This window comes from Klebsiella sp. CN_Kp100, assembly GCF_040065315.1.
Lineage (GTDB): Bacteria > Pseudomonadota > Gammaproteobacteria > Enterobacterales > Enterobacteriaceae > Klebsiella > Klebsiella oxytoca.
Genome location: NZ_JBEAIJ010000037.1, coordinates 66,378 through 87,845, shown reverse-complemented (window position 1 = coordinate 87,845; position 21,468 = coordinate 66,378). Strand labels below are relative to the sequence as shown.

Annotated in this window: 17 protein-coding genes; 15 read left to right on the top strand and 2 right to left on the bottom strand. The window is 55.9% G+C overall.

Annotated features, from left to right (window positions below; all coding sequences use genetic code 11):
* Window positions 1-64 precede the first annotated feature (64 nt).
* Entirely contained in the window at window positions 65-1,897 is a 1,833-nt protein-coding gene (locus ABLV12_RS14180) for an SLC13 family permease (RefSeq protein WP_004104087.1), read from the top strand.
* 48 nt (window positions 1,898-1,945) lie between these two features.
* Here the strand turns inward: ABLV12_RS14180 and yfbR are convergent, their stop codons facing one another.
* Both yfbR and alaA read right to left on the bottom strand, forming a co-directional pair.
* Window positions 1,946-2,545 carry a 5'-deoxynucleotidase gene (gene yfbR, locus ABLV12_RS14175; protein WP_004104086.1) on the bottom strand — a complete coding sequence of 200 codons (600 nt, stop codon included), beginning with the start codon at window positions 2,543-2,545 and terminating at the stop codon, window positions 1,946-1,948.
* 87 nt (window positions 2,546-2,632) lie between these two features.
* Window positions 2,633-3,850 carry an alanine transaminase AlaA gene (gene alaA / locus ABLV12_RS14170; RefSeq protein WP_004104085.1) on the bottom strand — a complete coding sequence of 406 codons (1,218 nt, stop codon included), beginning with the start codon at window positions 3,848-3,850 and terminating at the stop codon, window positions 2,633-2,635.
* An 890-nt stretch (window positions 3,851-4,740) separates the two neighbouring features.
* Between alaA and ABLV12_RS14165 the strand changes: the two genes are divergently transcribed.
* The 14 genes from ABLV12_RS14165 to nuoN all read left to right on the top strand — a co-directional run bounded on the left by ABLV12_RS14165 (window position 4,741) and on the right by nuoN (window position 21,459).
* A complete protein-coding gene (locus tag ABLV12_RS14165) occupies window positions 4,741-5,667 on the top strand; it encodes a LysR family transcriptional regulator (protein ID WP_004104083.1) in 927 nt (308 codons plus the stop codon).
* 651 nt (window positions 5,668-6,318) lie between these two features.
* Window positions 6,319-6,765 carry an NADH-quinone oxidoreductase subunit NuoA gene (gene nuoA, locus ABLV12_RS14160; RefSeq protein WP_004104081.1) on the top strand — a complete coding sequence of 149 codons (447 nt, stop codon included), beginning with the start codon at window positions 6,319-6,321 and terminating at the stop codon, window positions 6,763-6,765.
* Between the two features lie 15 nt (window positions 6,766-6,780).
* A complete protein-coding gene (nuoB, locus tag ABLV12_RS14155; protein WP_002913178.1) occupies window positions 6,781-7,455 on the top strand; it encodes an NADH-quinone oxidoreductase subunit NuoB in 675 nt (224 codons plus the stop codon).
* Window positions 7,456-7,541: 86 nt separating this feature from the next.
* Window positions 7,542-9,350 carry an NADH-quinone oxidoreductase subunit C/D gene (nuoC, locus tag ABLV12_RS14150; protein ID WP_004104077.1) on the top strand — a complete coding sequence of 603 codons (1,809 nt, stop codon included), beginning with the start codon at window positions 7,542-7,544 and terminating at the stop codon, window positions 9,348-9,350.
* A gap of 2 nt (window positions 9,351-9,352) precedes the next feature.
* On the top strand, window positions 9,353-9,853 hold the full coding sequence (gene nuoE, locus ABLV12_RS14145) for an NADH-quinone oxidoreductase subunit NuoE (protein ID WP_004104075.1): 501 nt from the start codon (window positions 9,353-9,355) through the stop codon (window positions 9,851-9,853).
* Complete coding sequence (gene nuoF, locus ABLV12_RS14140; protein WP_004104072.1) at window positions 9,850-11,187, top strand: NADH-quinone oxidoreductase subunit NuoF; 1,338 nt, start codon at window positions 9,850-9,852, stop codon at window positions 11,185-11,187. Before nuoE ends, nuoF begins: the two co-directional genes overlap by 4 nt.
* Window positions 11,188-11,342: 155 nt before the next feature.
* Window positions 11,343-14,069, top strand: coding sequence for an NADH-quinone oxidoreductase subunit NuoG (nuoG, locus tag ABLV12_RS14135; protein WP_064396430.1), 2,727 nt, complete (start codon window positions 11,343-11,345; stop codon window positions 14,067-14,069).
* Window positions 14,066-15,043 carry an NADH-quinone oxidoreductase subunit NuoH gene (nuoH, locus tag ABLV12_RS14130; protein WP_004104068.1) on the top strand — a complete coding sequence of 326 codons (978 nt, stop codon included), beginning with the start codon at window positions 14,066-14,068 and terminating at the stop codon, window positions 15,041-15,043. Before nuoG ends, nuoH begins: the two co-directional genes overlap by 4 nt.
* Window positions 15,044-15,057: 14 nt before the next feature.
* Window positions 15,058-15,600 (top strand): NADH-quinone oxidoreductase subunit NuoI, encoded by a 543-nt coding sequence (gene nuoI, locus ABLV12_RS14125; protein WP_004104066.1) that lies wholly within the window; start codon window positions 15,058-15,060, stop codon window positions 15,598-15,600.
* Window positions 15,601-15,610: 10 nt separating this feature from the next.
* Window positions 15,611-16,165 (top strand): NADH-quinone oxidoreductase subunit J, encoded by a 555-nt coding sequence (gene nuoJ, locus ABLV12_RS14120; RefSeq protein WP_004104064.1) that lies wholly within the window; start codon window positions 15,611-15,613, stop codon window positions 16,163-16,165.
* The gene (gene nuoK, locus ABLV12_RS14115; RefSeq protein WP_004104062.1) at window positions 16,162-16,464 is read left to right on the top strand and encodes an NADH-quinone oxidoreductase subunit NuoK; all 303 of its coding nucleotides are present in this window, start codon (window positions 16,162-16,164) and stop codon (window positions 16,462-16,464) included. The genes nuoJ and nuoK overlap by 4 nt, the downstream gene beginning before the upstream one ends.
* On the top strand, window positions 16,461-18,302 hold the full coding sequence (gene nuoL / locus ABLV12_RS14110; protein WP_348867118.1) for an NADH-quinone oxidoreductase subunit L: 1,842 nt from the start codon (window positions 16,461-16,463) through the stop codon (window positions 18,300-18,302). The genes nuoK and nuoL overlap by 4 nt, the downstream gene beginning before the upstream one ends.
* A 163-nt stretch (window positions 18,303-18,465) precedes the next feature.
* On the top strand, window positions 18,466-19,995 hold the full coding sequence (nuoM, locus tag ABLV12_RS14105; RefSeq protein ID WP_004114239.1) for an NADH-quinone oxidoreductase subunit M: 1,530 nt from the start codon (window positions 18,466-18,468) through the stop codon (window positions 19,993-19,995).
* Window positions 19,996-20,001: 6 nt separating this feature from the next.
* Window positions 20,002-21,459 carry an NADH-quinone oxidoreductase subunit NuoN gene (gene nuoN / locus ABLV12_RS14100; RefSeq protein ID WP_004104058.1) on the top strand — a complete coding sequence of 486 codons (1,458 nt, stop codon included), beginning with the start codon at window positions 20,002-20,004 and terminating at the stop codon, window positions 21,457-21,459.
* Window positions 21,460-21,468 lie beyond the last annotated feature (9 nt).

Below are 21,468 nucleotides of genomic sequence, written 5' to 3'. Positions count from 1 at the left end.
GCCCCGCGTTGGCGGGGCTTTTTTATGCCAAACTTCCAACTCCATCTTCTGACAAGGATAAGTTGTGAACGGTGAATTGATTTGGGTGTTATCTCTTCTTGCCGTAGCCGTCGTGCTCTTTGCCACCGGAAAAGTGCGCATGGACGCTATCGCTTTGCTGGTGATTGTCGCGTTTGTCCTCAGCGATACCTTGACGCTCAGCGAGGCCTTCTCCGGTTTTAGCGATCCCAACGTTATCCTTATTGCCGCGCTTTTCATTATTGGCGATGGGCTGGTGCGTACCGGGGTTGCCACTAAAATGGGTTCCTGGCTGGTGAAGGTTGCCGGTAACAGCGAAACCAAAATGCTGGTTTTTTTGATGCTGACCGTTGCCGGGCTGGGCGCTTTTATGAGCTCGACGGGCGTGGTGGCCATTTTTATTCCGGTGGTGCTCAGCGTATCAATGCGCATGAACACCTCGCCTTCGCGGTTAATGATGCCGCTCAGTTTTGCCGGGCTTATCAGCGGGATGATGACGCTTGTCGCCACGCCGCCCAACCTGGTCGTCAACAGCGAACTATTACGCGAAGGGCTGCAAGGATTCAGCTTTTTTAGCGTCACGCCGATAGGCCTGGTGGTGCTGGTTCTGGGCGTTTTCTATATGCTGGTGATGCGCTTTATGCTTAAGGGAGATGAAAGCGAACAGGTCAGAGATGGGCGTAAACGCAGCACCTTTCGCGATCTCATCAAAGATTATCATCTGACCGGCAGGGCGCGTCGCCTGGCTATTCGCCCCGGCTCGCCGATGATTGGCCAGCGCCTGGACGACCTGAAACTACGCGAGCGCTATGGGGCGAACGTTATCGGCGTTGAGCGCTGGCGGCGCTTTCGGCGGGTTATCGTGAACGTTAATGGGGTATCAGAATTCCGCGCCCGTGACGTTTTGCTGATCGATATGTCGGCTTCGGACGTTGATTTACGCCAGTTTTGCGGCGAGCAGATGCTTGAGCCGATGGTGCTGCGCGGTGAATATTTTTCCGATCAGGCGCTGGACGTAGGGATGGCGGAAGTCTCTCTGATCCCGGATTCAGAACTGATTGGCAAGTCGGTGCGCGAAATCGCTTTTCGTACCCGTTTTGATTTGAACATCGTGGGCCTGAAGCGCGATGGCAAAGCCATTGACGGCGCAGTCACCGATGAACCCCTGCAGCTTGGCGATATCATGCTGGTGGTTGGCAACTGGCGGCAGATAGCCCTGCTGGCCAAGCGGGGGCGGGACTTCGTGGTGCTGAATATGCCCATTGAGGTCAATGACGCCTCGCCGGCGCACAGCCAGGCGCCGCACGCCATTTTCTGTCTGGTGCTGATGGTGGCGCTTATGCTGACTGACGAAATACCTAACCCTATAGCGGCCATCATTGCCTGCCTGCTGATGGGTAAATTCCGCTGCATCAACGCGGAAAGCGCCTATAAAGCCATCCACTGGCCGAGCATTATTTTGATCGTCGGAATGATGCCTTTTGCCCTGGCGCTGCAGAAAACCGGCGGGGTGGATCTGGTTGTGAAAGGCCTGATGGACGTGGCGGGGAGTAAAGGGCCCTATCTGATGCTGGGCTGCCTGTTCGTGATGTGCGCGGCTATCGGCCTGTTTATTTCCAATACCGCTACCGCGGTGCTGATGGCGCCGATTGCGCTGGCTGCGGCGAAGTCGATGGGCGTATCGCCATATCCCTTTGCGATGGTCGTGGCTATGGCGGCTTCTGCGGCGTTTATGACGCCGGTATCGTCACCGGTGAACACGCTGGTGCTGGGGCCGGGTAAGTACTCATTTAGCGATTTCGTCAAAATTGGCGTACCGTTTACCATCATGGTGATGGTGGTGTGCGTACTGCTAATCCCGGTACTGTTCCCGTTTTGATAGCGCTGTAAAAATTCCCGGTCAGGCGCGCGCCGGCCGGGAAGTGATTTATAAAGGCGAATCCTGGCTAATTTCATCAAGGGAAAGATGGAAGCTCGGTACAAATACCCGCATAAAGTAGTCCATCTCTGGACTGCGGCGCGATTCCAGCGTTTTCTCCAGGCGGCCCTTGGCCAGCAGAAATTCATTGTTACCCGCCGATAGCTCTTCCAGACACTTCAGGTAGGCGCAAAGCGCATCGGCCTGTTTGACAATGGATTTTTCCTCTTCGCTATAGTGATGTTCGTCAATGAGTGGCGCAAAAATGTCGCGCAGCTCGTCAGGAACCATATCGACCAGCTTCTGCTGGGCGATTTTCTCGATGGCTTTGTACTCTTGCGCAATTTGCGAATTGAAATACTTCACCGGCGTCGGCAGATCGCCGGTCAGCACTTCCGAAGCATCATGATACATCGCCAGCAGCGCGATTCGCTCAGCGTTAACCTGGCCGCCAAATTTGCGATTTTTAATCGCCGCCAGCGCATGGGCAACCATGGCGACCTGTAAGCTGTGTTCGGAGACGTTTTCTGTGCGGACATTGCGCATCAGCGGCCAGCGGTTGATCAGTTTCAGGCGGGAGAGGTGGGCAAAGAAATGACTCTGACTCATAGGAACCCTTAATCAGTTACGACGTCGGGTGCCATTGTGCGCAGGGATCGCCGCCGGATGCAAATACCGGCGGCTGGACAGGCTTAATCAGAGCTGGTGGTAGCCGGAAAGGAAGCGTCCGAAGCGGGTAATCGCCATTTCAAGATCGTCTTCGCGCGGGAGGGTCACAATACGTACGTGATCCGGCCACGGCCAGTTAAAGGCGGTTCCCTGAACCAGCAGGACTTTCTCCTGCAGCAGAAAATCGAGCACCATTTTTTGGTCATCGTGAATATTAAAGCGTTTAGCATCGATTTTCGGGAACATATACAGCGCGCCTTTCGGCTTAGTGCACGAGACGCCGGGGATTTCGTTAATCAGCTCCCAGGCGCGATTACGCTGTTCATATAAACGGCCGCCGGGAACGATAAACTCGCTGATGCTCTGATAACCGCCGAGGGCCGTTTGAATTGCATGCTGGGCCGGAACGTTGGCGCACAGGCGCATGGAAGCCAGCATCTCCAGGCCTTCGATGTAGCCTTTAGCGTGTTTCTTCGGGCCGTTAAGCACCATCCAGCCCTGGCGGAAGCCGGCGACGCGGTAGGTTTTTGACAGACCGTTAAAGGTTACAGTGAGCAGATCCGGGGCCAGCGGGGCTATCGAATGGTGCTGCGCATCATCGTAGAGGATCTTATCGTAGATCTCGTCGGCGAAAATAATCAGGTTATTCTGCCGGGCGATCTCAACGATCTCCATCAGCAGCTCTTTTGAGTATACCGCCCCGGTTGGGTTATTCGGGTTGATAATCACAATGCCGCGGGTGCGCGGGGTGATTTTGGCGCGAATATCGTCGAGATCCGGGAACCAGTCGGACGATTCATCGCAAAGATAATGCACCGCTTTACCGCTGGAAAGCGCGACCGCGGCGGTCCAGAGCGGATAATCCGGCGCCGGAACCAGCATTTCATCACCGCTGTTCAGCAGGGCCTGCATGGCCTGGACGATAAGCTCGGAAACGCCGTTACCGATATAGATGTCTTCGACCGTCACATCGCGCATACCGCGGGCCTGATAGTGCTGCATGATGGCCTTACGCGCGGAATAAAGACCTTTTGAATCGCTATAGCCCTGGGATGTGGGGAGATTGCGGATGACGTCAACGAGGATTTCGTCAGGTGCGTCAAAGCCGAACGGCGCTGGGTTGCCGATGTTCAGCTTCAGGACTTTATTGCCTTCTTCTTCAAGGCGTTTCGCCTCTTTCAGAACCGGGCCGCGGATGTCGTAACAGACGTTATCTAACTTGCTGGATTTTTCGATGGGGGACATGAACCTTGACCTTTTAGCTGTTATCGCCACTCCCTGCCGTGGAAGTCAGCACGGAACAATGTACTCCGCATCCCCGCTGTTTTGAAGGGTTAACAGGAGAAGATTTTGCTATTCATGTTTTTTTGGTTTAATCAATTTCCCTGGCGTCAGGCGATTTTGTTTATACATTATGCCTTCTCTGGTTTTATAATTGGTCTTATATTGTGTGATGTCGTGTTTTTGCGAACGTTTATATGGTTTTTTCTGCCTGGAGGATGAGCGGATTATTTTTTGCGCAATAAAGCGTCTCTTAAATGAGAACGTTTATTTCACAATACACAGCAGGTTGTAACAACTTGACGCGCTATTTTTAATGAAAGTATTTAATCGATAAATGAGCTTTATTTTACATAAGGAATATTCTTAGATTTGTTAATTTAATTAAGGTTCTGAAAAGCGTTTAAAATTAGCTGAGTTAATACTGATTAACTCTTATAAATATTGTGGTTTTCGGTTAGAATATCGCCGTTAATACGGACGTAGAGCTATACCCGGTAGCTAGTCTTTTTATTAATACATTGTTATTGCAGGTTTTTGTTATCTTCCTGAGGGCTATGGCAAGTTTGTCGCCCGTGAGGATGCCGAAGATGGCCATCGCTGGCTGTTTTTTTGCGTCACATCACAAAAAGCCAGCGCGTCGTAATTAAAAGCGCTTAGGCCTACGAACAAAATATTACTCAGAAATTCCGCACATTTGCTGCGGATGAGTGCTTTCTAATGCAATAACGTTCGTCCAGTTGTTCATTCGCCTCTCTCCTGGCGGATAACGCGAAGCTGAAGGATTAGCCGGAAGCCTGGAGCACAGCATCAACAAGGCAGGTAAGCATTAGCCGCCTGAAAGTGAAGCAAATATGATAAATGAAAATCGTTCGATACTAAATTTAGACCTCGACCTCTTGAGAACCTTTGTTGCCGTCGCCGATCTCAGTACATTTGCCGCTGCCGCCGTTGCGGTGTGCCGGACTCAGTCAGCGGTAAGCCAGCAGATGCAGCGGCTGGAGCAGTTGGTCGGCAAAGAACTTTTTGCTCGCCACGGGCGCAATAAACTCCTGACAGAACAGGGTATTCAGCTGTTAGGCTATGCGCGGAAGATTCTGCGTTTTAACGATGAAGCCTGTATGTCGCTCATGTTCGGCAGCCTCCAGGGGACGCTGACAGTGGGTGCTTCTGATGAGACAGCGGATACCATTTTACCGTTCTTATTAAATCGGATCGGCAGTTTTTATCCCAAGCTGACCCTTGAAATTAAAGTCCTCAATCATCCCGATATAGTAGATATGCTGAACAATGGGGCGATCGATCTCGCGCTAACTACCCGACCAACGAAGGGTTCGGAAATGCTGACGCTGCGCACTTCGCCAACCCTGTGGTACTGCGCGGCGGATTACGTTCTCCCGCAGGGCGAGTCGGTCCCGCTTGTATTGCTGGATGCCGCAGATCCGTTTCGCGAAGATATCACTACGGTACTCGATGTTGCCCGGGTTCCCTGGCATCTGTCCCATACGGCGTCATCAATGGCTGGGGTCAAAGCGGCGGTGAAAGCCGGACTTGGCGTAACCGCGCAGCCGGTAGAGATGATGAGCCCGGAGTTTCGCGTGCCGGGCAGAAGCGACGGGTTACCGGTGCTGCCGGATACCCACTACATGTTGAACTGTAACCCTCAGAAGGCAAGCGAGCTCACTCAGGCGATTTTCCAGTCGTTGAGCACGGAGTACCAGCCATGGTCTAGCCAGCGCATTTATACCCCTGAAGGGGGAGATAATTCCCTTGTTTCCTGAAGGGAAAAAGCTAACAAACATCACAAAAACTGGTAACAAAATGTAAGTGCAAAAACGAACCACAGACCTGCAAAATCGCCACTGTGGTTCGTTTTTTTCAAATTTTATTGATGAATTAAATGTTTTGTTGGTTTCTTTGCATCTAAATCAGTGGCTTAGTTCTGCTCTTCCTCTCATTTCTCCACTTTTCTCTGCACTTTCAATACTTCCTGCTAATGTTAAAAAACCATCTGGTTTGTTGCTGTTTTCTTGGTTGAATTAACAAAAGCGTGTCGCAGATCAAGAAAATACCCCTCCTTAGGGGGAGGAATCGTGTCTGAATCCTGTCAAAATAGACGGGTAATTTTGATTTACGGCGGAAACGGACACGATTCAACAACACTAAAGCCGAACAGTATGCAAGGTTATTCCGCATGAAAGGGCATTTAATGTTAATGAAAAAAATCCAATGTAAATTAATGTTGTGAAAACTTTTGTTAAAGTTGACAAAAGGTTAATGAAAGGAGTAAAAAGCCACCGCAACTGGCCTTCCACATCACCCAGGGACGCTTTTTTGCACGGCATTTTTTTTATTCCTCCCCGTGAAACGCTGTGGCGTTCATCTGCCAGTAAGAGCAGAGGGTTTTAGCGCTACACTTTTTTGGTTAAGCAATGCGTATGTCAACATCCACTGAAGTCATCGCTCATCATTGGGCATTCGCTATATTTCTCATCATCGCTATCGGCCTGTGCTGCCTGATGCTCGTCGGCGGCTGGTATCTTGGCGGACGCGCGCGCGCGCGTAGCAAGAATACGCCGTTTGAATCCGGGATCGACTCCGTCGGTTCGGCTCGCTTACGTCTTTCTGCGAAGTTTTATCTGGTAGCCATGTTCTTCGTGATTTTCGACGTGGAAGCCCTGTATCTCTACGCATGGTCGGCCTCTATCCGTGAAAGCGGCTGGGTCGGCTTTGTGGAAGCCGCAATTTTCATTTTAGTGCTACTGGCTGGTCTGGTTTACCTCGTTCGTATCGGCGCACTGGACTGGACGCCTGCGCGCTCCCGTCGCACGCTGGTTAACCCGGAAACAGACAGTCCCACTAACCGTCATACGCAGTAAAAGCGAGGCAATAAGATGGATTATACGCTCACCCGCATCGATCCTAACGGTGAGAACGACCGTTACCCCCTGCAAAAACAGGAGATCGTAACCGACCCCCTGGAGCAAGAAGTCAATAAAAGCGTGTATATGGGGAAACTCGAACACGCCTTGCATGACATGGTGAACTGGGGCCGTAAGAACTCAATCTGGCCTTATAACTTCGGCCTTTCTTGCTGCTACGTGGAAATGGTGACGTCATTCACCGCGGTGCATGACGTTGCGCGCTTTGGTGCAGAAGTATTACGTGCCTCCCCGCGTCAGGCTGACCTGATGGTGGTTGCGGGTACCTGCTTCACCAAAATGGCGCCGGTCATTCAGCGTCTTTATGACCAGATGCTGGAGCCGAAGTGGGTTATCTCGATGGGCGCATGCGCCAACTCCGGCGGAATGTACGATATTTACTCCGTCGTCCAGGGCGTGGATAAGTTTATTCCGGTCGATGTTTACATCCCGGGCTGTCCACCGCGTCCGGAAGCTTACATGCAGGCGCTGATGCTGCTGCAGGAATCCATTGGTAAAGAACGCCGTCCGCTCTCGTGGGTGGTAGGCGATCAGGGCGTGTACCGCGCCAATATGCAGTCGGAACGCGAGCGTAAACGCGGCGAGCGTATTGCAGTGACCAATCTGCGGACTCCGGACGAGATTTAACTTGCGCCTGCGGGCGGGATGAAAACTTCGCAAATCAATCTACTACAGCGCGAAGCCTCGCCAGCAGTCACCACGGACCTTTTGCAATGGTGAACAATATGACCGATTTAACCGCGCATGACGCCGCACCAGCCTGGCAAACCCGCGATCACCTTGATGACCCGGTGATCGGCGAACTGCGCAACCGTTTTGGGCCGGATGCCTTTACCGTTCAGCCTACCCGCACCGGCGTTCCGGTGGTTTGGGTTAAGCGCGAACAGCTGCTTGAGGTGGGTGATTTCCTGAAGAAATTGCCGAAGCCTTACGTGATGCTGTTCGACCTGCACGGCATGGACGAACGTCTGCGCACGCACCGCGACGGTTTACCCGCCGCGGATTTTTCCGTTTTCTATCACCTGATTTCAATAGACCGCAACCGCGACATCATGCTCAAGGTTGCCTTGTCTGAAAACGATCTGCATCTGCCGACCTTCACCAAACTGTTCCCTAACGCTAACTGGTATGAGCGTGAAACCTGGGAGATGTTTGGCGTGACCTTCGACGGCCACCCGAACCTCAGGCGCATCATGATGCCGCCGACATGGGAAGGCCATCCGCTGCGTAAAGACTATCCGGCGCGCGCCACCGAATTTGACCCGTTTGAGCTGACCAAAGCCAAACAGGATCTGGAAATGGAAGCGCTGACCTTCAAACCGGAAGAGTGGGGCATGAAGCGCGGGACCGAAAACGAGGACTTCATGTTCCTTAACCTCGGCCCGAACCACCCTTCAGCGCACGGTGCGTTCCGTATTATTCTGCAGCTCGATGGCGAAGAGATTATCGACTGCGTGCCCGATATCGGTTACCACCACCGCGGCGCGGAGAAGATGGGCGAACGCCAGTCCTGGCATAGCTACATTCCTTATACCGACCGTATTGAATATCTTGGCGGCTGCGTTAACGAAATGCCGTACGTACTGGCGGTAGAGAAACTGGCGGGTATTACCGTGCCGGACCGCGTCAACGTGATCCGCGTGATGCTCTCCGAGCTGTTCCGCATCAACAGCCATCTGCTGTACATCTCCACCTTTATCCAGGACGTCGGGGCGATGACGCCGGTATTCTTTGCCTTTACCGACCGCCAGAAGATCTACGATCTGGTGGAGGCGATTACTGGTTTCCGTATGCACCCGGCCTGGTTCCGCATCGGCGGCGTCGCGCACGACCTGCCTCGCGGCTGGGATCGCCTGCTGCGCGAATTCCTCGAGTGGATGCCGAAGCGTCTGGATTCCTATGAGAAAGCCGCGCTACGCAACACTATCCTGATCGGTCGTTCGAAAGGGGTTGCCGCCTATAATGCGAAAGAAGCGCTGGAGTGGGGCACCACCGGCGCGGGCCTGCGCGCCACCGGCATCGGCTTCGACGTACGTAAATGGCGTCCCTATTCTGGCTATGAAAACTTCGACTTTGAGATCCCGACCGGCGGTGGCGTCTCCGACTGCTACACCCGCGTGATGCTGAAAGTGGAAGAGCTGCGCCAGAGCCTGCGCATTCTTCAGCAGTGCCTCGATAACATGCCGGAAGGCCCGTTCAAGGCGGATCACCCGCTCACGACGCCGCCGCCGAAAGAGCGCACGCTGCAGCATATCGAAACCCTGATTACGCACTTCCTGCAGGTTTCCTGGGGGCCGGTGATGCCGGCGCAGGAATCCTTCCAGATGATTGAAGCGACGAAGGGGATTAACAGTTACTACCTGACCAGCGACGGTAGCACCATGAGCTACCGTACCCGCGTGCGTACGCCGAGCTTCGCGCACCTGCAGCAGATCCCGGCCGCCATTCGCGGCAGTCTGGTCTCTGACCTGATTGTCTATCTGGGTAGTATCGATTTTGTTATGTCAGACGTGGACCGCTAATTATGCACGAGAATCAACAACCACAAACCGAGGCTTTTGAGCTGAGTGCGGCAGAGCGTGAGGCGATTGAGCACGAGAAGCACCACTACGAAGACCCGCGTGCGGCGTCCATTGAAGCGCTGAAGATCGTTCAGAAGCAGCGCGGCTGGGTGCCGGACGGCGCAATCTACGCTATCGCCGATGTGCTGGGGATCCCGGCCAGCGACGTAGAAGGCGTGGCGACGTTTTATAGCCAGATTTTCCGCCAGCCGGTAGGGCGTCACGTCATTCGCTACTGCGATAGCGTGGTGTGCCATATTACCGGGTTCCAGGGCATTCAGTCGGCGATCGAGAAGAAGCTGGATATCAAACCGGGTCAAACGACCTTTGATGGCCGCTTCACTCTGCTGCCGACCTGCTGTCTGGGCAACTGCGACAAGGGGCCGACGATGATGATTGATGAGGACACTCACAGTTATCTGACGCCGGAAGCGATTCCTGACCTCCTGGAGCGGTATAAATGAAAACCATTATTCGTACTGCCGAAACCCATCCGCTGACCTGGCGGCTGCGCGACGACAAGCAGCCGGTATGGCTGGATGAATACCAGAGCAAAAATGGCTACGCCGGGGCGCGTAAAGCGCTCTCCGGGATGGCGCCGGATGAAATCGTCACGGCGGTAAAAGACGCTGGCCTGAAAGGGCGCGGCGGCGCGGGCTTTTCCACCGGTTTGAAGTGGAGCCTGATGCCGAAAGACGAATCCATGAACATCCGTTATCTGCTGTGTAACGCCGATGAAATGGAGCCGGGTACCTATAAAGACCGCCTACTGATGGAGCAGCTGCCGCACCTGCTGGTGGAGGGTATGCTGATCTCCGCTTTTGCGCTGAAAGCTTACCGCGGCTACATCTTCCTGCGCGGAGAATATGTTGAAGCGGCTCAGCATCTGCGCCGGGCGATTGCCGAAGCGACCGAAGCGGGCCTGCTCGGTAAAAACATACTCGGCACCGGTTTTGACTTCGAGCTGTTCGTCCATACCGGGGCAGGGCGCTATATTTGCGGCGAAGAAACCGCGTTGATTAACTCTCTCGAAGGCCGCCGCGCGAACCCGCGCTCGAAGCCGCCGTTCCCGGCCAGCTCCGGCGTATGGGGCAAACCGACCTGCGTTAACAACGTTGAAACCCTGTGCAACGTGCCGGCGATTCTGGCTAACGGCGTTGAGTGGTATCAGAACATTTCCACCAGTAAAGATGCCGGCACCAAGCTGATGGGCTTCTCCGGGCGGGTGAAAAATCCGGGCGTCTGGGAGCTGCCGTTCGGCACCACCGCGCGCGAGATCCTCGAAGATTACGCCGGCGGCATGCGCGATGGCCTGAAGTTCAAGGCCTGGCAGCCGGGCGGCGCGGGTACCGACTTCCTGACTGAAGCGCATCTTGACCTGCCGATGGAGTTCGAAAGCATCGGTAAAGCGGGAAGCCGCCTGGGGACGTCGCTGGCGATGGCCGTTGACCACGAGATCAACATGGTATCGCTGGTGCGCAACCTCGAAGAGTTTTTCGCCCGCGAGTCCTGCGGCTGGTGCACGCCTTGCCGCGACGGTCTGCCGTGGAGCGTGAAAATTCTGCGCGCTCTCGAGCGCGGCGAAGGGCAGCCGGGGGATATCGAGACGCTTGAGCAACTGTGTCGATTCCTCGGACCGGGTAAAACCTTCTGCGCGCACGCGCCGGGTGCGGTTGAGCCGCTACAGAGCGCGATTAAATATTTCCGCGAAGAATTCGAAGCTGGCATTAAACAGCAGTTCAGCAATACCCATGCAATCAACGGGATTCAGCCGAACCTGCTTAAGACGCGCTGGTAATGTATCCACAAGATCATTCAGGTTGCATCAAGGCGGCAACTGAGTGAACCCCCAGGACTTACTACAGTAAGTGACCGGGGTGAACGAAGGCAGCCAACGCAGAGGCCGCCTGAATGAAGAAGTGGAAAAGATTTTTTTACTTTGGAAGCACGCTAATGGCTACGATTCATGTAGACGGCAAAGAGTACGAGGTCAACGGAGCGGACAACCTGTTAGAAGCTTGTCTCTCTCTGGGTCTTGATATTCCTTACTTTTGCTGGCATCCGGCGCTGGGAAGCGTTGGTGCTTGCCGCCAGTGTGCGGTGAAGCAATATCAGAACGCGGAAGACACGCGTGGCCGCCTGGTGATGTCCTGTATGACTCCGGCATCCGACGGCACTTTTATTTCTATCGACGACGCAGAAGCGAAGCAGTTTCGCGAAAGCGTAGTTGAGTGGCTGATGACCAACCACCCGCACGACTGTCCGGTGTGCGAAGAGGGCGGCAACTGTCACTTACAGGATATGACCGTGATGACCGGTCATAGCTTCCGTCGCTACCGCTTTACCAAGCGTACCCACCGTAACCAGGATCTGGGGCCGTTCATCTCCCACGAAATGAACCGCTGCATCGCCTGCTACCGCTGCGTCCGCTACTATAAAGACTATGCCGACGGTACCGACCTGGGCGTCTATGGCGCTCACGATAACGTCTACTTCGGTCGCCCGGAAGACGGCGTGCTGGAGAGCGAATTCTCCGGCAACCTGGTTGAAGTCTGTCCGACCGGCGTCTTTACCGATAAAACACACTCCGAGCGCTATAACCGTAAATGGGATATGCAGTTTGCACCAAGCATCTGCCAGCAGTGTTCCATCGGCTGTAACATCAGCCCCGGCGAGCGCTACGGCGAACTGCGTCGTATCGAAAACCGCTATAACGGTACCGTTAACCGTTACTTCCTCTGCGACCGCGGACGTTTTGGCTACGGCTATGTGAATCTGAAAGATCGCCCGCGTCAGCCGGTTCAGCGTCGCGGCGACGATCTGATTACCCTTAACGCCGAGCAGGCGATGCAGGGGGCGGCAGATATTCTGCGCCAGTCGAAGAAAGTGATTGGTATCGGCTCCCCGCGCGCCAGCATTGAAAGCAACTTTGCGCTGCGTGAGCTGGTCGGCGCCGACAACTTCTATACCGGCATCGCGAAGGGCGAACAGGAACGCCTGCAGATGATGCTGAAAGTGCTGCGCGAAGGCGGTATTCATACCCCGGCGCTGCGCGAGATCGAATCTTACGATGCGGTGCTGATCCTAGGTGAAGATATTACCCAGACCGGCGCGCGTATCGCGCTGGCGGTGCGTCAGGCGGTGAAAGGCAAAGCGCGCGAAATGGCGGCGGCGCAGAAGGTCGCCGACTGGCAGATCGCCGCGATCCTTAACATCGGCCAGCGTGCAAAGCATCCGCTGTTCGTGACCAACATCGACGACACCCGTCTTGATGACATTGCGGCATGGACCTATCGCGCGCCGGTGGAAGATCAGGCGCGTCTTGGCTTCGCCATTGCCCACGCGCTGGACGATAGCGCGCCGGCGGTCGAAGGTCTGAGCAGCGAACTGAAAGGCAAAATCGAGGTGATCGTTCAGGCGTTAGCCGGAGCGAAAAAACCGCTGATTGTTTCCGGAACTAACGCCGGCAGCATCGAGGTGATTCAGGCTGCAGCGAACGTGGCGAAAGCCCTGAAAGGCCGCGGCGCCGATGTTGGCGTGACCATGGTCGCCCGGGCAGTGAATAGCGTTGGTCTCGGGATGATCGGCGGCGGCTCGCTTGAAGAGGCGCTGAGTGAACTGGAAACCGGCGCAGCCGATGCGGTTATCGTGCTGGAAAACGATCTGCACCGCCACGCTTCAGCCGCCCGCGTAGATGCGGCGCTGGCGAAAGCGCCGCTGGTGCTGGTGGTTGACCATCAGCGTACGGCGATTATGGAAAAAGCGCATCTGGTGCTCTCCGCGGCAAGCTTTGCGGAAAGCGATGGCACCGTGGTCAACAACGAAGGTCGCGCCCAGCGCTTCTTCCAGGTTTACGACCCGGCCTATTACGATGCGAAAACCGTGATGCTGGAAAGCTGGCGCTGGCTGCACTCGTTGCACAGCACAGTGAACAATCGTCAGGTTGACTGGACGCAGCTGGACCACGTGATTGACGCCGCCATTGCCGCCCTGCCGCAGCTGGCCGGGATCAAAGACGCCGCGCCGGATGCGACCTTCCGCATTCGCGGTCAGAAGCTGGCTCGTGAACCGCACCGCTACAGCGGACGTACGGCGATGCGCGCCAACATCAGCGTGCATGAACCGCGTCAGCCGCAGGATAAAGACACCATGTTCGCCTTCTCTATGGAAGGGAACAACCAGCCGTCCGCGCCGCGTTCGCAAATTCCGTTTGCCTGGGCTCCGGGCTGGAACTCCCCTCAGGCGTGGAACAAGTTCCAGGATGAAGTGGGCGGTAAACTGCGCCACGGCGATCCGGGCGTGCGTCTGATTGAAGCCTCCGCCAGCGGTCTTGAGTACTTTACCGCGGTACCGGCAAGCTTCCAGGCTGAAGAAGGGAAATGGCGTATCGCGCCTTACTATCATCTGTTCGGCAGCGACGAGCTGTCGCAGCGTGCTCCGGTATTCCAGAGCCGCATGCCGCAGCCGTACGTTAAGCTCAACTCGGCAGATGCCGCGAAGCTTGGCGTGAACGAAGGGGCGATGGTTTCCTTCAGCGTTGATGGCCAGGCGCTTAGCCTGCCGCTGGTAATCTCGGCGGGGCTGACGGCAGGGCAGGTTGGCTTACCGATGGGCTTGCCAGGGATTGCGCCGGTGCTGACCGGAGCGCGTATTGATACTCTGCAGGAGGCGAAAGCATGAGTTGGTTAACTCCCGATCTCATCGACATTCTGTTAGGCATCCTTAAGGCGGTAGTGATTCTACTGGTGGTGGTCACCTGCGGCGCGTTTATGAGCTTTGGCGAACGTCGTCTGCTGGGCCTGTTCCAGAACCGTTACGGACCTAACCGCGTGGGCTGGGGCGGTTCGCTGCAGCTTGTCGCCGACATGATCAAAATGTTCTTTAAAGAGGACTGGGTTCCGCGCTTCTCGGATCGCGTGATCTTTACTCTGGCGCCGGTGATCGCCTTTACTTCGCTGCTGCTGGCCTTCGCCATCGTGCCGGTCAGCCCGACGTGGGTGGTGGCCGATCTGAACATCGGTATCCTGTTCTTCCTGATGATGGCGGGCCTGGCGGTCTATGCGGTGCTGTTCGCCGGCTGGTCGAGCAACAACAAATACTCGCTGCTTGGCGCGATGCGTGCTTCTGCCCAGACCCTGAGCTACGAAGTGTTCCTCGGCCTTTCCCTGATGGGCGTAGTGGCGCAGGCCGGTTCATTCAACATGACCGATATCGTCAATAACCAGGCGCATCTGTGGAACGTCATCCCGCAGTTCTTTGGTTTCGTGACCTTTGCGATTGCGGGCGTGGCGGTATGTCACCGTCACCCGTTTGACCAACCGGAAGCGGAACAGGAGCTGGCTGACGGTTACCACATCGAATACTCCGGCATGAAGTTCGGTCTGTTCTTCGTCGGTGAATATATCGGGATTGTTACCGTATCGGCGCTGATCGTGACGCTGTTCTTCGGCGGCTGGAATGGCCCATGGTTACCTCCTTTCATCTGGTTCGCGCTGAAAACCGCGTTCTTTATGATGATGTTCATTTTGATCCGCGCATCATTACCGCGTCCGCGCTATGACCAGGTAATGTCCTTTGGCTGGAAGGTATGCCTGCCGTTAACGCTGATCAACTTGTTGGTAACGGCGGCTGTCATTCTCTGGCAGGCGCAATAAGGGGTGAATTGACCATGACCTTAAAAGAATTATTGGTAGGGTTTGGCACCCAGGTCCGCAGTATCTGCATGATCGGGATGCACGCCTTTGCCAAACGTGAAACTCGGATGTACCCGGAAGAGCCGGTATATCTGCCGCCGCGCTACCGTGGCCGCATCGTGCTGACGCGCGATCCGGACGGCGAGGAGCGCTGCGTTGCCTGTAACCTGTGTGCGGTAGCTTGTCCGGTAGGCTGTATCTCTCTGCAAAAAGCCGAAACTAAAGACGGCCGCTGGTATCCGGAGTTTTTCCGCATCAACTTCTCACGCTGCATTTTCTGCGGTCTGTGCGAAGAAGCATGCCCGACGACGGCGATTCAGTTGACCCCGGACTTTGAGCTGGGCGAATACAAACGTCAGGATCTGGTGTACGAAAAAGAGGATCTGCTGATTTCCGGTCCGGGTAAATACCCGGAATATAACTTCTACCGGATGGCGGGTATGGCAATCGACGGCAAAGATAAGGGCGAAGCAGAGAACGAAGCTAAGCCTATCGACGTCAAGAGCCTGTTACCGTAAGGAGAGGGCAATGGAATTCGCTTTTTATATCTGTGGCCTGATAGCCATCCTCGCAACCCTGCGGGTGATCACCCACACCAATCCGGTGCACGCGCTGCTGTACCTGATCATTTCGCTGTTGGCGATCGCCGGGGTGTTCTTCTCGCTAGGGGCTTACTTTGCCGGTGCGCTGGAAATTATCGTCTACGCCGGGGCCATTATGGTGCTGTTCGTGTTCGTGGTGATGATGCTCAATCTGGGCGGCAGCGAAATTGAGCAGGAGCGCCAGTGGCTGAAACCCGGGATCTGGATTGGCCCCGCCATCCTCTCTGCGGTACTGCTGGTGGTTATCGTTTACGCCATCCTCGGTATTAACGATCAGGGAATTGACGGTGCGGCGATTAACGCCAAAGAGGTCGGTATTGCGCTGTTTGGTCCGTACGTTCTGGCGGTGGAGCTGGCCTCCATGCTGCTGCTCGCGGGCCTGGTTGTTGCCTTCCATATCGGCCGCGAAGAGCGCGCCGGGGAAGTGCTGAGCAACCGCCCGAACGACAGCGATAAAAGAAAAACGGAGGAACACGCATGATCCCCTTAACACATGGACTGATCCTCGCCTCTGTCCTGTTTGTCCTCGGCCTGACGGGGCTGGTTATCCGCCGCAATCTGCTGTTTATGCTGATTAGCCTGGAGATCATGATCAATGCCGCGGCGCTGGCTTTCGTGGTTGCAGGAAGCTACTGGGGCCAGACCGATGGCCAGATAATGTATATCCTCGCCATCACCCTCGCCGCCGCGGAAGCGAGTATCGGCCTGGCGCTGCTGCTGCAGCTCCATCGTCGTCGCCAGAACCTGAACATCGATTCAGTAAGTGAGTTGCGCGGATGAACATGCTTACCCTAACCATTCTTTTGCCATTGATTGGCTTTGTTTTGCTGGCCTTCTCTCGCGGACGCTGGTCGGAGAATTTATCCGCCACCGTGGGGGTGGGTTCGGTCGGTCTGGCGGCGCTGGCGACGGCGTTTGTTGGCGTCGACTTCTTTGCCAACGGCAAACAGGCGGTCAGCGTTCCGCTGTGGGCCTGGATGTCGGTGGGCGACTTCAATGTTGGCTTCAACCTGGTGCTGGACGGTCTCTCTCTGACCATGCTGTCCGTGGTCACCGGCGTCGGTTTCCTGATCCATATGTTCGCCTCCTGGTATATGCGCGGTGAAGAGGGCTACTCCCGCTTCTTCGCTTATACCAACCTGTTTATCGCCAGCATGGTGGTTCTGGTGCTCGCTGATAACCTACTGCTGATGTACCTCGGCTGGGAAGGCGTGGGCCTCTGCTCCTATCTGCTGATCGGTTTCTACTACACCGATCCGAAGAACGGCGCGGCGGCAATGAAAGCGTTCGTAGTGACCCGCGTCGGCGACGTGTTCCTGGCGTTCGCGCTGTTCATTCTCTACAACGAGCTGGGCACCCTGAACTTCCGCGAAATGGTTGAGCTGGCGCCTGCGCACTTTGCCGCCGGTAATAACATGCTGATGTGGGCAACCCTGATGCTGCTGGGCGGCGCGGTGGGTAAATCTGCGCAGCTGCCGTTGCAGACCTGGCTTGCGGACGCGATGGCTGGTCCAACTCCGGTCTCCGCGCTGATCCACGCCGCCACCATGGTGACCGCCGGCGTCTACCTGATTGCGCGCACGCATGGCCTGTTCCTGATGACCCCGGAAATTCTGCATCTCGTCGGGATCGTTGGGGCGGTAACGCTGGTGCTGGCAGGTTTCGCCGCGCTGGTGCAGACCGATATCAAACGCGTACTCGCGTATTCCACCATGAGCCAGATTGGCTACATGTTCCTTGCGCTCGGCGTGCAGGCGTGGGATGCGGCGATTTTCCACCTGATGACCCATGCGTTCTTCAAAGCGCTGCTGTTCCTGTCGTCCGGCTCGGTGATCCTCGCCTGCCACCACGAACAGAATATCTTCAAGATGGGCGGCCTGCGTAAGTCTATTCCGCTGGTGTACGTCTGCTTCCTGGTGGGTGGCGCGGCGCTGTCCGCACTGCCGCTGGTGACGGCAGGCTTCTTCAGTAAGGATGAGATCCTGGCGGGCGCGATGGCGAACGGTCATCTGAATCTGATGGTGGCCGGTCTGGTCGGGGCATTTATGACCTCCCTGTACACCTTCCGTATGATTTTCATCGTGTTCCACGGCAAAGAACAAATTCATGCTCACGCAGGGAAGGGGATTACCCATCATCTGCCGCTGATTGTGTTGCTGGTGCTCTCAACCTTCGTTGGCGCGCTGATTGTGCCGCCGCTGGATGGCGTACTGCCGCAGACCACCGAGCTTGAGCATGGACGCGTCATGACCCTGGAGATTGCCTCCGGAGTGATTGCCATCGCCGGTATTCTGATTGCCGCCTGGCTGTGGCTGGGTAAACGCACGTTGGTCACATCGATTGCCAACAGCGCGCCGGGTCGTCTGCTCGGGACTTGGTGGTACAACGCCTGGGGCTTTGACTGGCTGTACGACAAAGTGTTCGTCAAGCCGTTCCTCGGCGTGGCGTGGCTGCTGAAGAGCGATCCGCTGAATGCGCTGATGAACATTCCGGCGATCCTTTCCCGCTTCGCAGGTAAAGGCCTGGTGGTAAGCGAGAACGGCTATCTGCGCTGGTATGTGGCTTCAATGGGCATTGGCGCTGTCGTGGTGCTGGCGTTACTGATGGTATTGCGCTGAGTTTGAGGATTGTGGGCGTTGTCGGTTAACCCGACTTACAAGCAGTAGGCCCGGCAAGCATAGCGCTGCCGGGCAATAACACCCGCAATCCGAAGTGAATTTTCTGTGAGAATTCGTTGAAAATCGGTCCTGAACGGGACTTTAACAAGGAATAAAGATCGCCATGTTATTACCCTGGCTAATATTAATTCCCTTCATCGGCGGCTTCCTGTGCTGGCAGACTGAACGCTTTGGCGTAAAGGTGCCGCGCTGGATCGCGCTGATCACTATGGGATTGACGTTTCTGCTTGGCCTGCAGTTGTGGATGCAGGGCGGCTATTCTCTCACGCAATCAACCGGCATTCCGCAGTGGCAGTCGGAATTCGTCATGCCGTGGATCCCACGCTTCGGTATTAGCATCCATCTGGCCATCGATGGTCTGTCGCTGCTGATGGTCGTACTGACCGGGCTGCTCGGCGTGCTGGCGGTGCTCTGTTCGTGGCGCGAAATCGAGAAATATCAGGGGTTTTTCCATCTTAACCTGATGTGGATCCTCGGCGGCGTGATCGGCGTATTCCTGGCTATCGACCTGTTCCTGTTCTTCTTCTTCTGGGAAATGATGCTGGTGCCGATGTACTTCCTGATCGCGCTGTGGGGCCATAAGGCTTCCGACGGTAAAACGCGTATCACGGCGGCAACCAAGTTCTTCATTTATACCCAGGCGAGCGGTCTGGTGATGCTGATATCCATCCTGGCGCTGGCGTTTGTGCACTTCAACGCTACCGGCGTATGGACCTTCAACTATGAAGAGCTGCTGAAGACGCCGATGTCCCACGGCGTGGAATACCTGCTGATGCTGGGCTTCTTTATCGCTTTCGCGGTAAAAATGCCGGTGGTTCCGCTGCACGGCTGGCTGCCGGATGCGCACTCTCAGGCGCCGACCGCGGGTTCCGTTGACCTCGCGGGGATCCTGTTGAAAACCGCGGCCTACGGCCTGCTGCGCTTTGCGCTGCCGCTGTTCCCGAACGCTTCCGCCGAATTTGCGCCGATCGCGATGTGGCTTGGCGTGATCGGTATTTTCTACGGCGCGTGGATGGCCTTCAGCCAGTACGATATTAAGCGTCTGATCGCTTACACCTCCGTCTCCCATATGGGCTTCGTGCTGATTGCTATCTACACCGGCAGCCAGCTGGCTTACCAGGGGGCGGTGATTCAGATGATCGCTCATGGTCTGTCAGCAGCCGGTCTGTTTATCCTTTGCGGTCAGCTTTACGAGCGTCTGCATACGCGCGATATGCGCCAGATGGGCGGTCTGTGGAGCAAAATTAAGTGGCTGCCGGCGCTGTCGATGTTCTTTGCGGTAGCGACCCTCGGGATGCCGGGCACCGGTAACTTCGTCGGCGAATTTATGATTCTGTTCGGTAGCTATAAGACCGTGCCGGTGATTACCGTTATTTCTACCTTTGGTCTGGTATTCGCTTCCGTGTACTCGCTGTCTATGCTGCATCGCGCGTACTTCGGTAAAGCAAAAAGCGAAATCGCCGCCAAAGCGCTGCCGGGAATGTCCCTGCGTGAACTGTCGATCATCCTGCTGCTGGTTGTTCTGCTGGTGCTGCTGGGCTTCTTCCCGCAGCCGATTCTGGACACCTCGCACTCTGCGATGAGCAACATTCAGCAGTGGTTTGTTAATTCTGTTTCTACTACAAGGCCGTAATTCGCCATGACAATAACTCCACAACAACTGATCGCACTGCTACCGTTGCTGATCGTCGGCTTGACGGTGGTGGTTGTGATGCTCTCCATTGCGTGGCGACGCAATCATTTCCTTAATGCCACGCTGTCGGTTCTCGGCCTTAACGCCGCGCTGATCTCACTCTGGTTCGTAGGCCAGAACGGGGCGATGGACGTCACGCCGCTGATCCGCGTTGACGGCTACGCCATGCTCTATACCGGCCTGGTGCTGCTGGCCAGCCTGGCAACCTGCACCTTTGCCTACCCGTGGCTTGAGGGTTACAAGGACAATAAAGAAGAGTTCTATCTGCTGGTGCTGATTGCCGCGCTGGGCGGCATTCTGCTGGCGGGCGCGAACCATCTGGCAGCGCTGTTCCTCGGCATTGAGCTGATTTCGCTGCCGCTGTTTGGCCTGGTCGGCTACGCTTTCCGCCAGAAACGTTCGCTGGAGGCCAGTATCAAATATACGATCCTGTCCGCCGTTGCCTCTTCGTTCCTGCTGTTCGGTATGGCGCTGGTGTATGCCAATTCCGGTAACCTCTCCTTCCTGGCGCTCGGTAAGAGCCTGACGGATGGCATGCTGCATGAGCCGCTGCTGCTGGCCGGTCTCGGCCTGATGATTGTCGGTCTTGGTTTTAAGCTGTCGCTGGTGCCGTTCCATCTGTGGACGCCGGACGTCTACCAGGGCGCGCCTGCCCCAGTATCGACCTTTCTGGCCACTGCCAGCAAGATTGCTATCTTCGGCGTGGTCATGCGTCTGTTCCTTTACATGCCGGTGGGTGACAGCGAGGCAGTGCGGGTGGTACTGGGTCTGATCGCCTTTGCATCGATTATCTTTGGTAACCTGATGGCCCTGAGCCAGACCAACATCAAACGTCTGCTCGGCTACTCTTCCATTTCCCATCTTGGCTATCTGCTGGTGGCGCTGATTGCCCTGCAGAGCGGTGAGATGTCGATGGAAGCGGTGGGCGTCTATCTGGCCGGATATCTGTTCAGCAGCCTCGGCGCTTTCGGCGTGGTGAGCCTGATGTCCAGCCCGTATCGTGGACCGGATGCGGATTCGCTCTACTCCTATCGCGGCCTGTTCTGGCACCGACCTATTCTGTCGGCGGTGATGACGGTGATGATGCTGTCTCTTGCCGGTATCCCGATGACGCTGGGCTTTATCGGTAAGTTCTACGTGCTGGCGGTGGGTGTGCATGCGCACCTGTGGTGGCTGGTCGGGGCGGTGGTCGTGGGTTCGGCGATTGGCCTCTACTACTATCTGCGCGTGGCGGTGAGCCTCTACCTCAGCGCGCCGGAGAAACTGAATCGCGATGCGCCATCTAACTGGCAGTACAGCGCCGGCGGCATCGTCGTGCTGATCTCCGCGCTGCTGGTGCTGGTGCTCGGCGTGTGGCCGCAACCGCTCATCAACATCGTACAGCTGGCGACGCCGCTGATGTAATGCTGCACG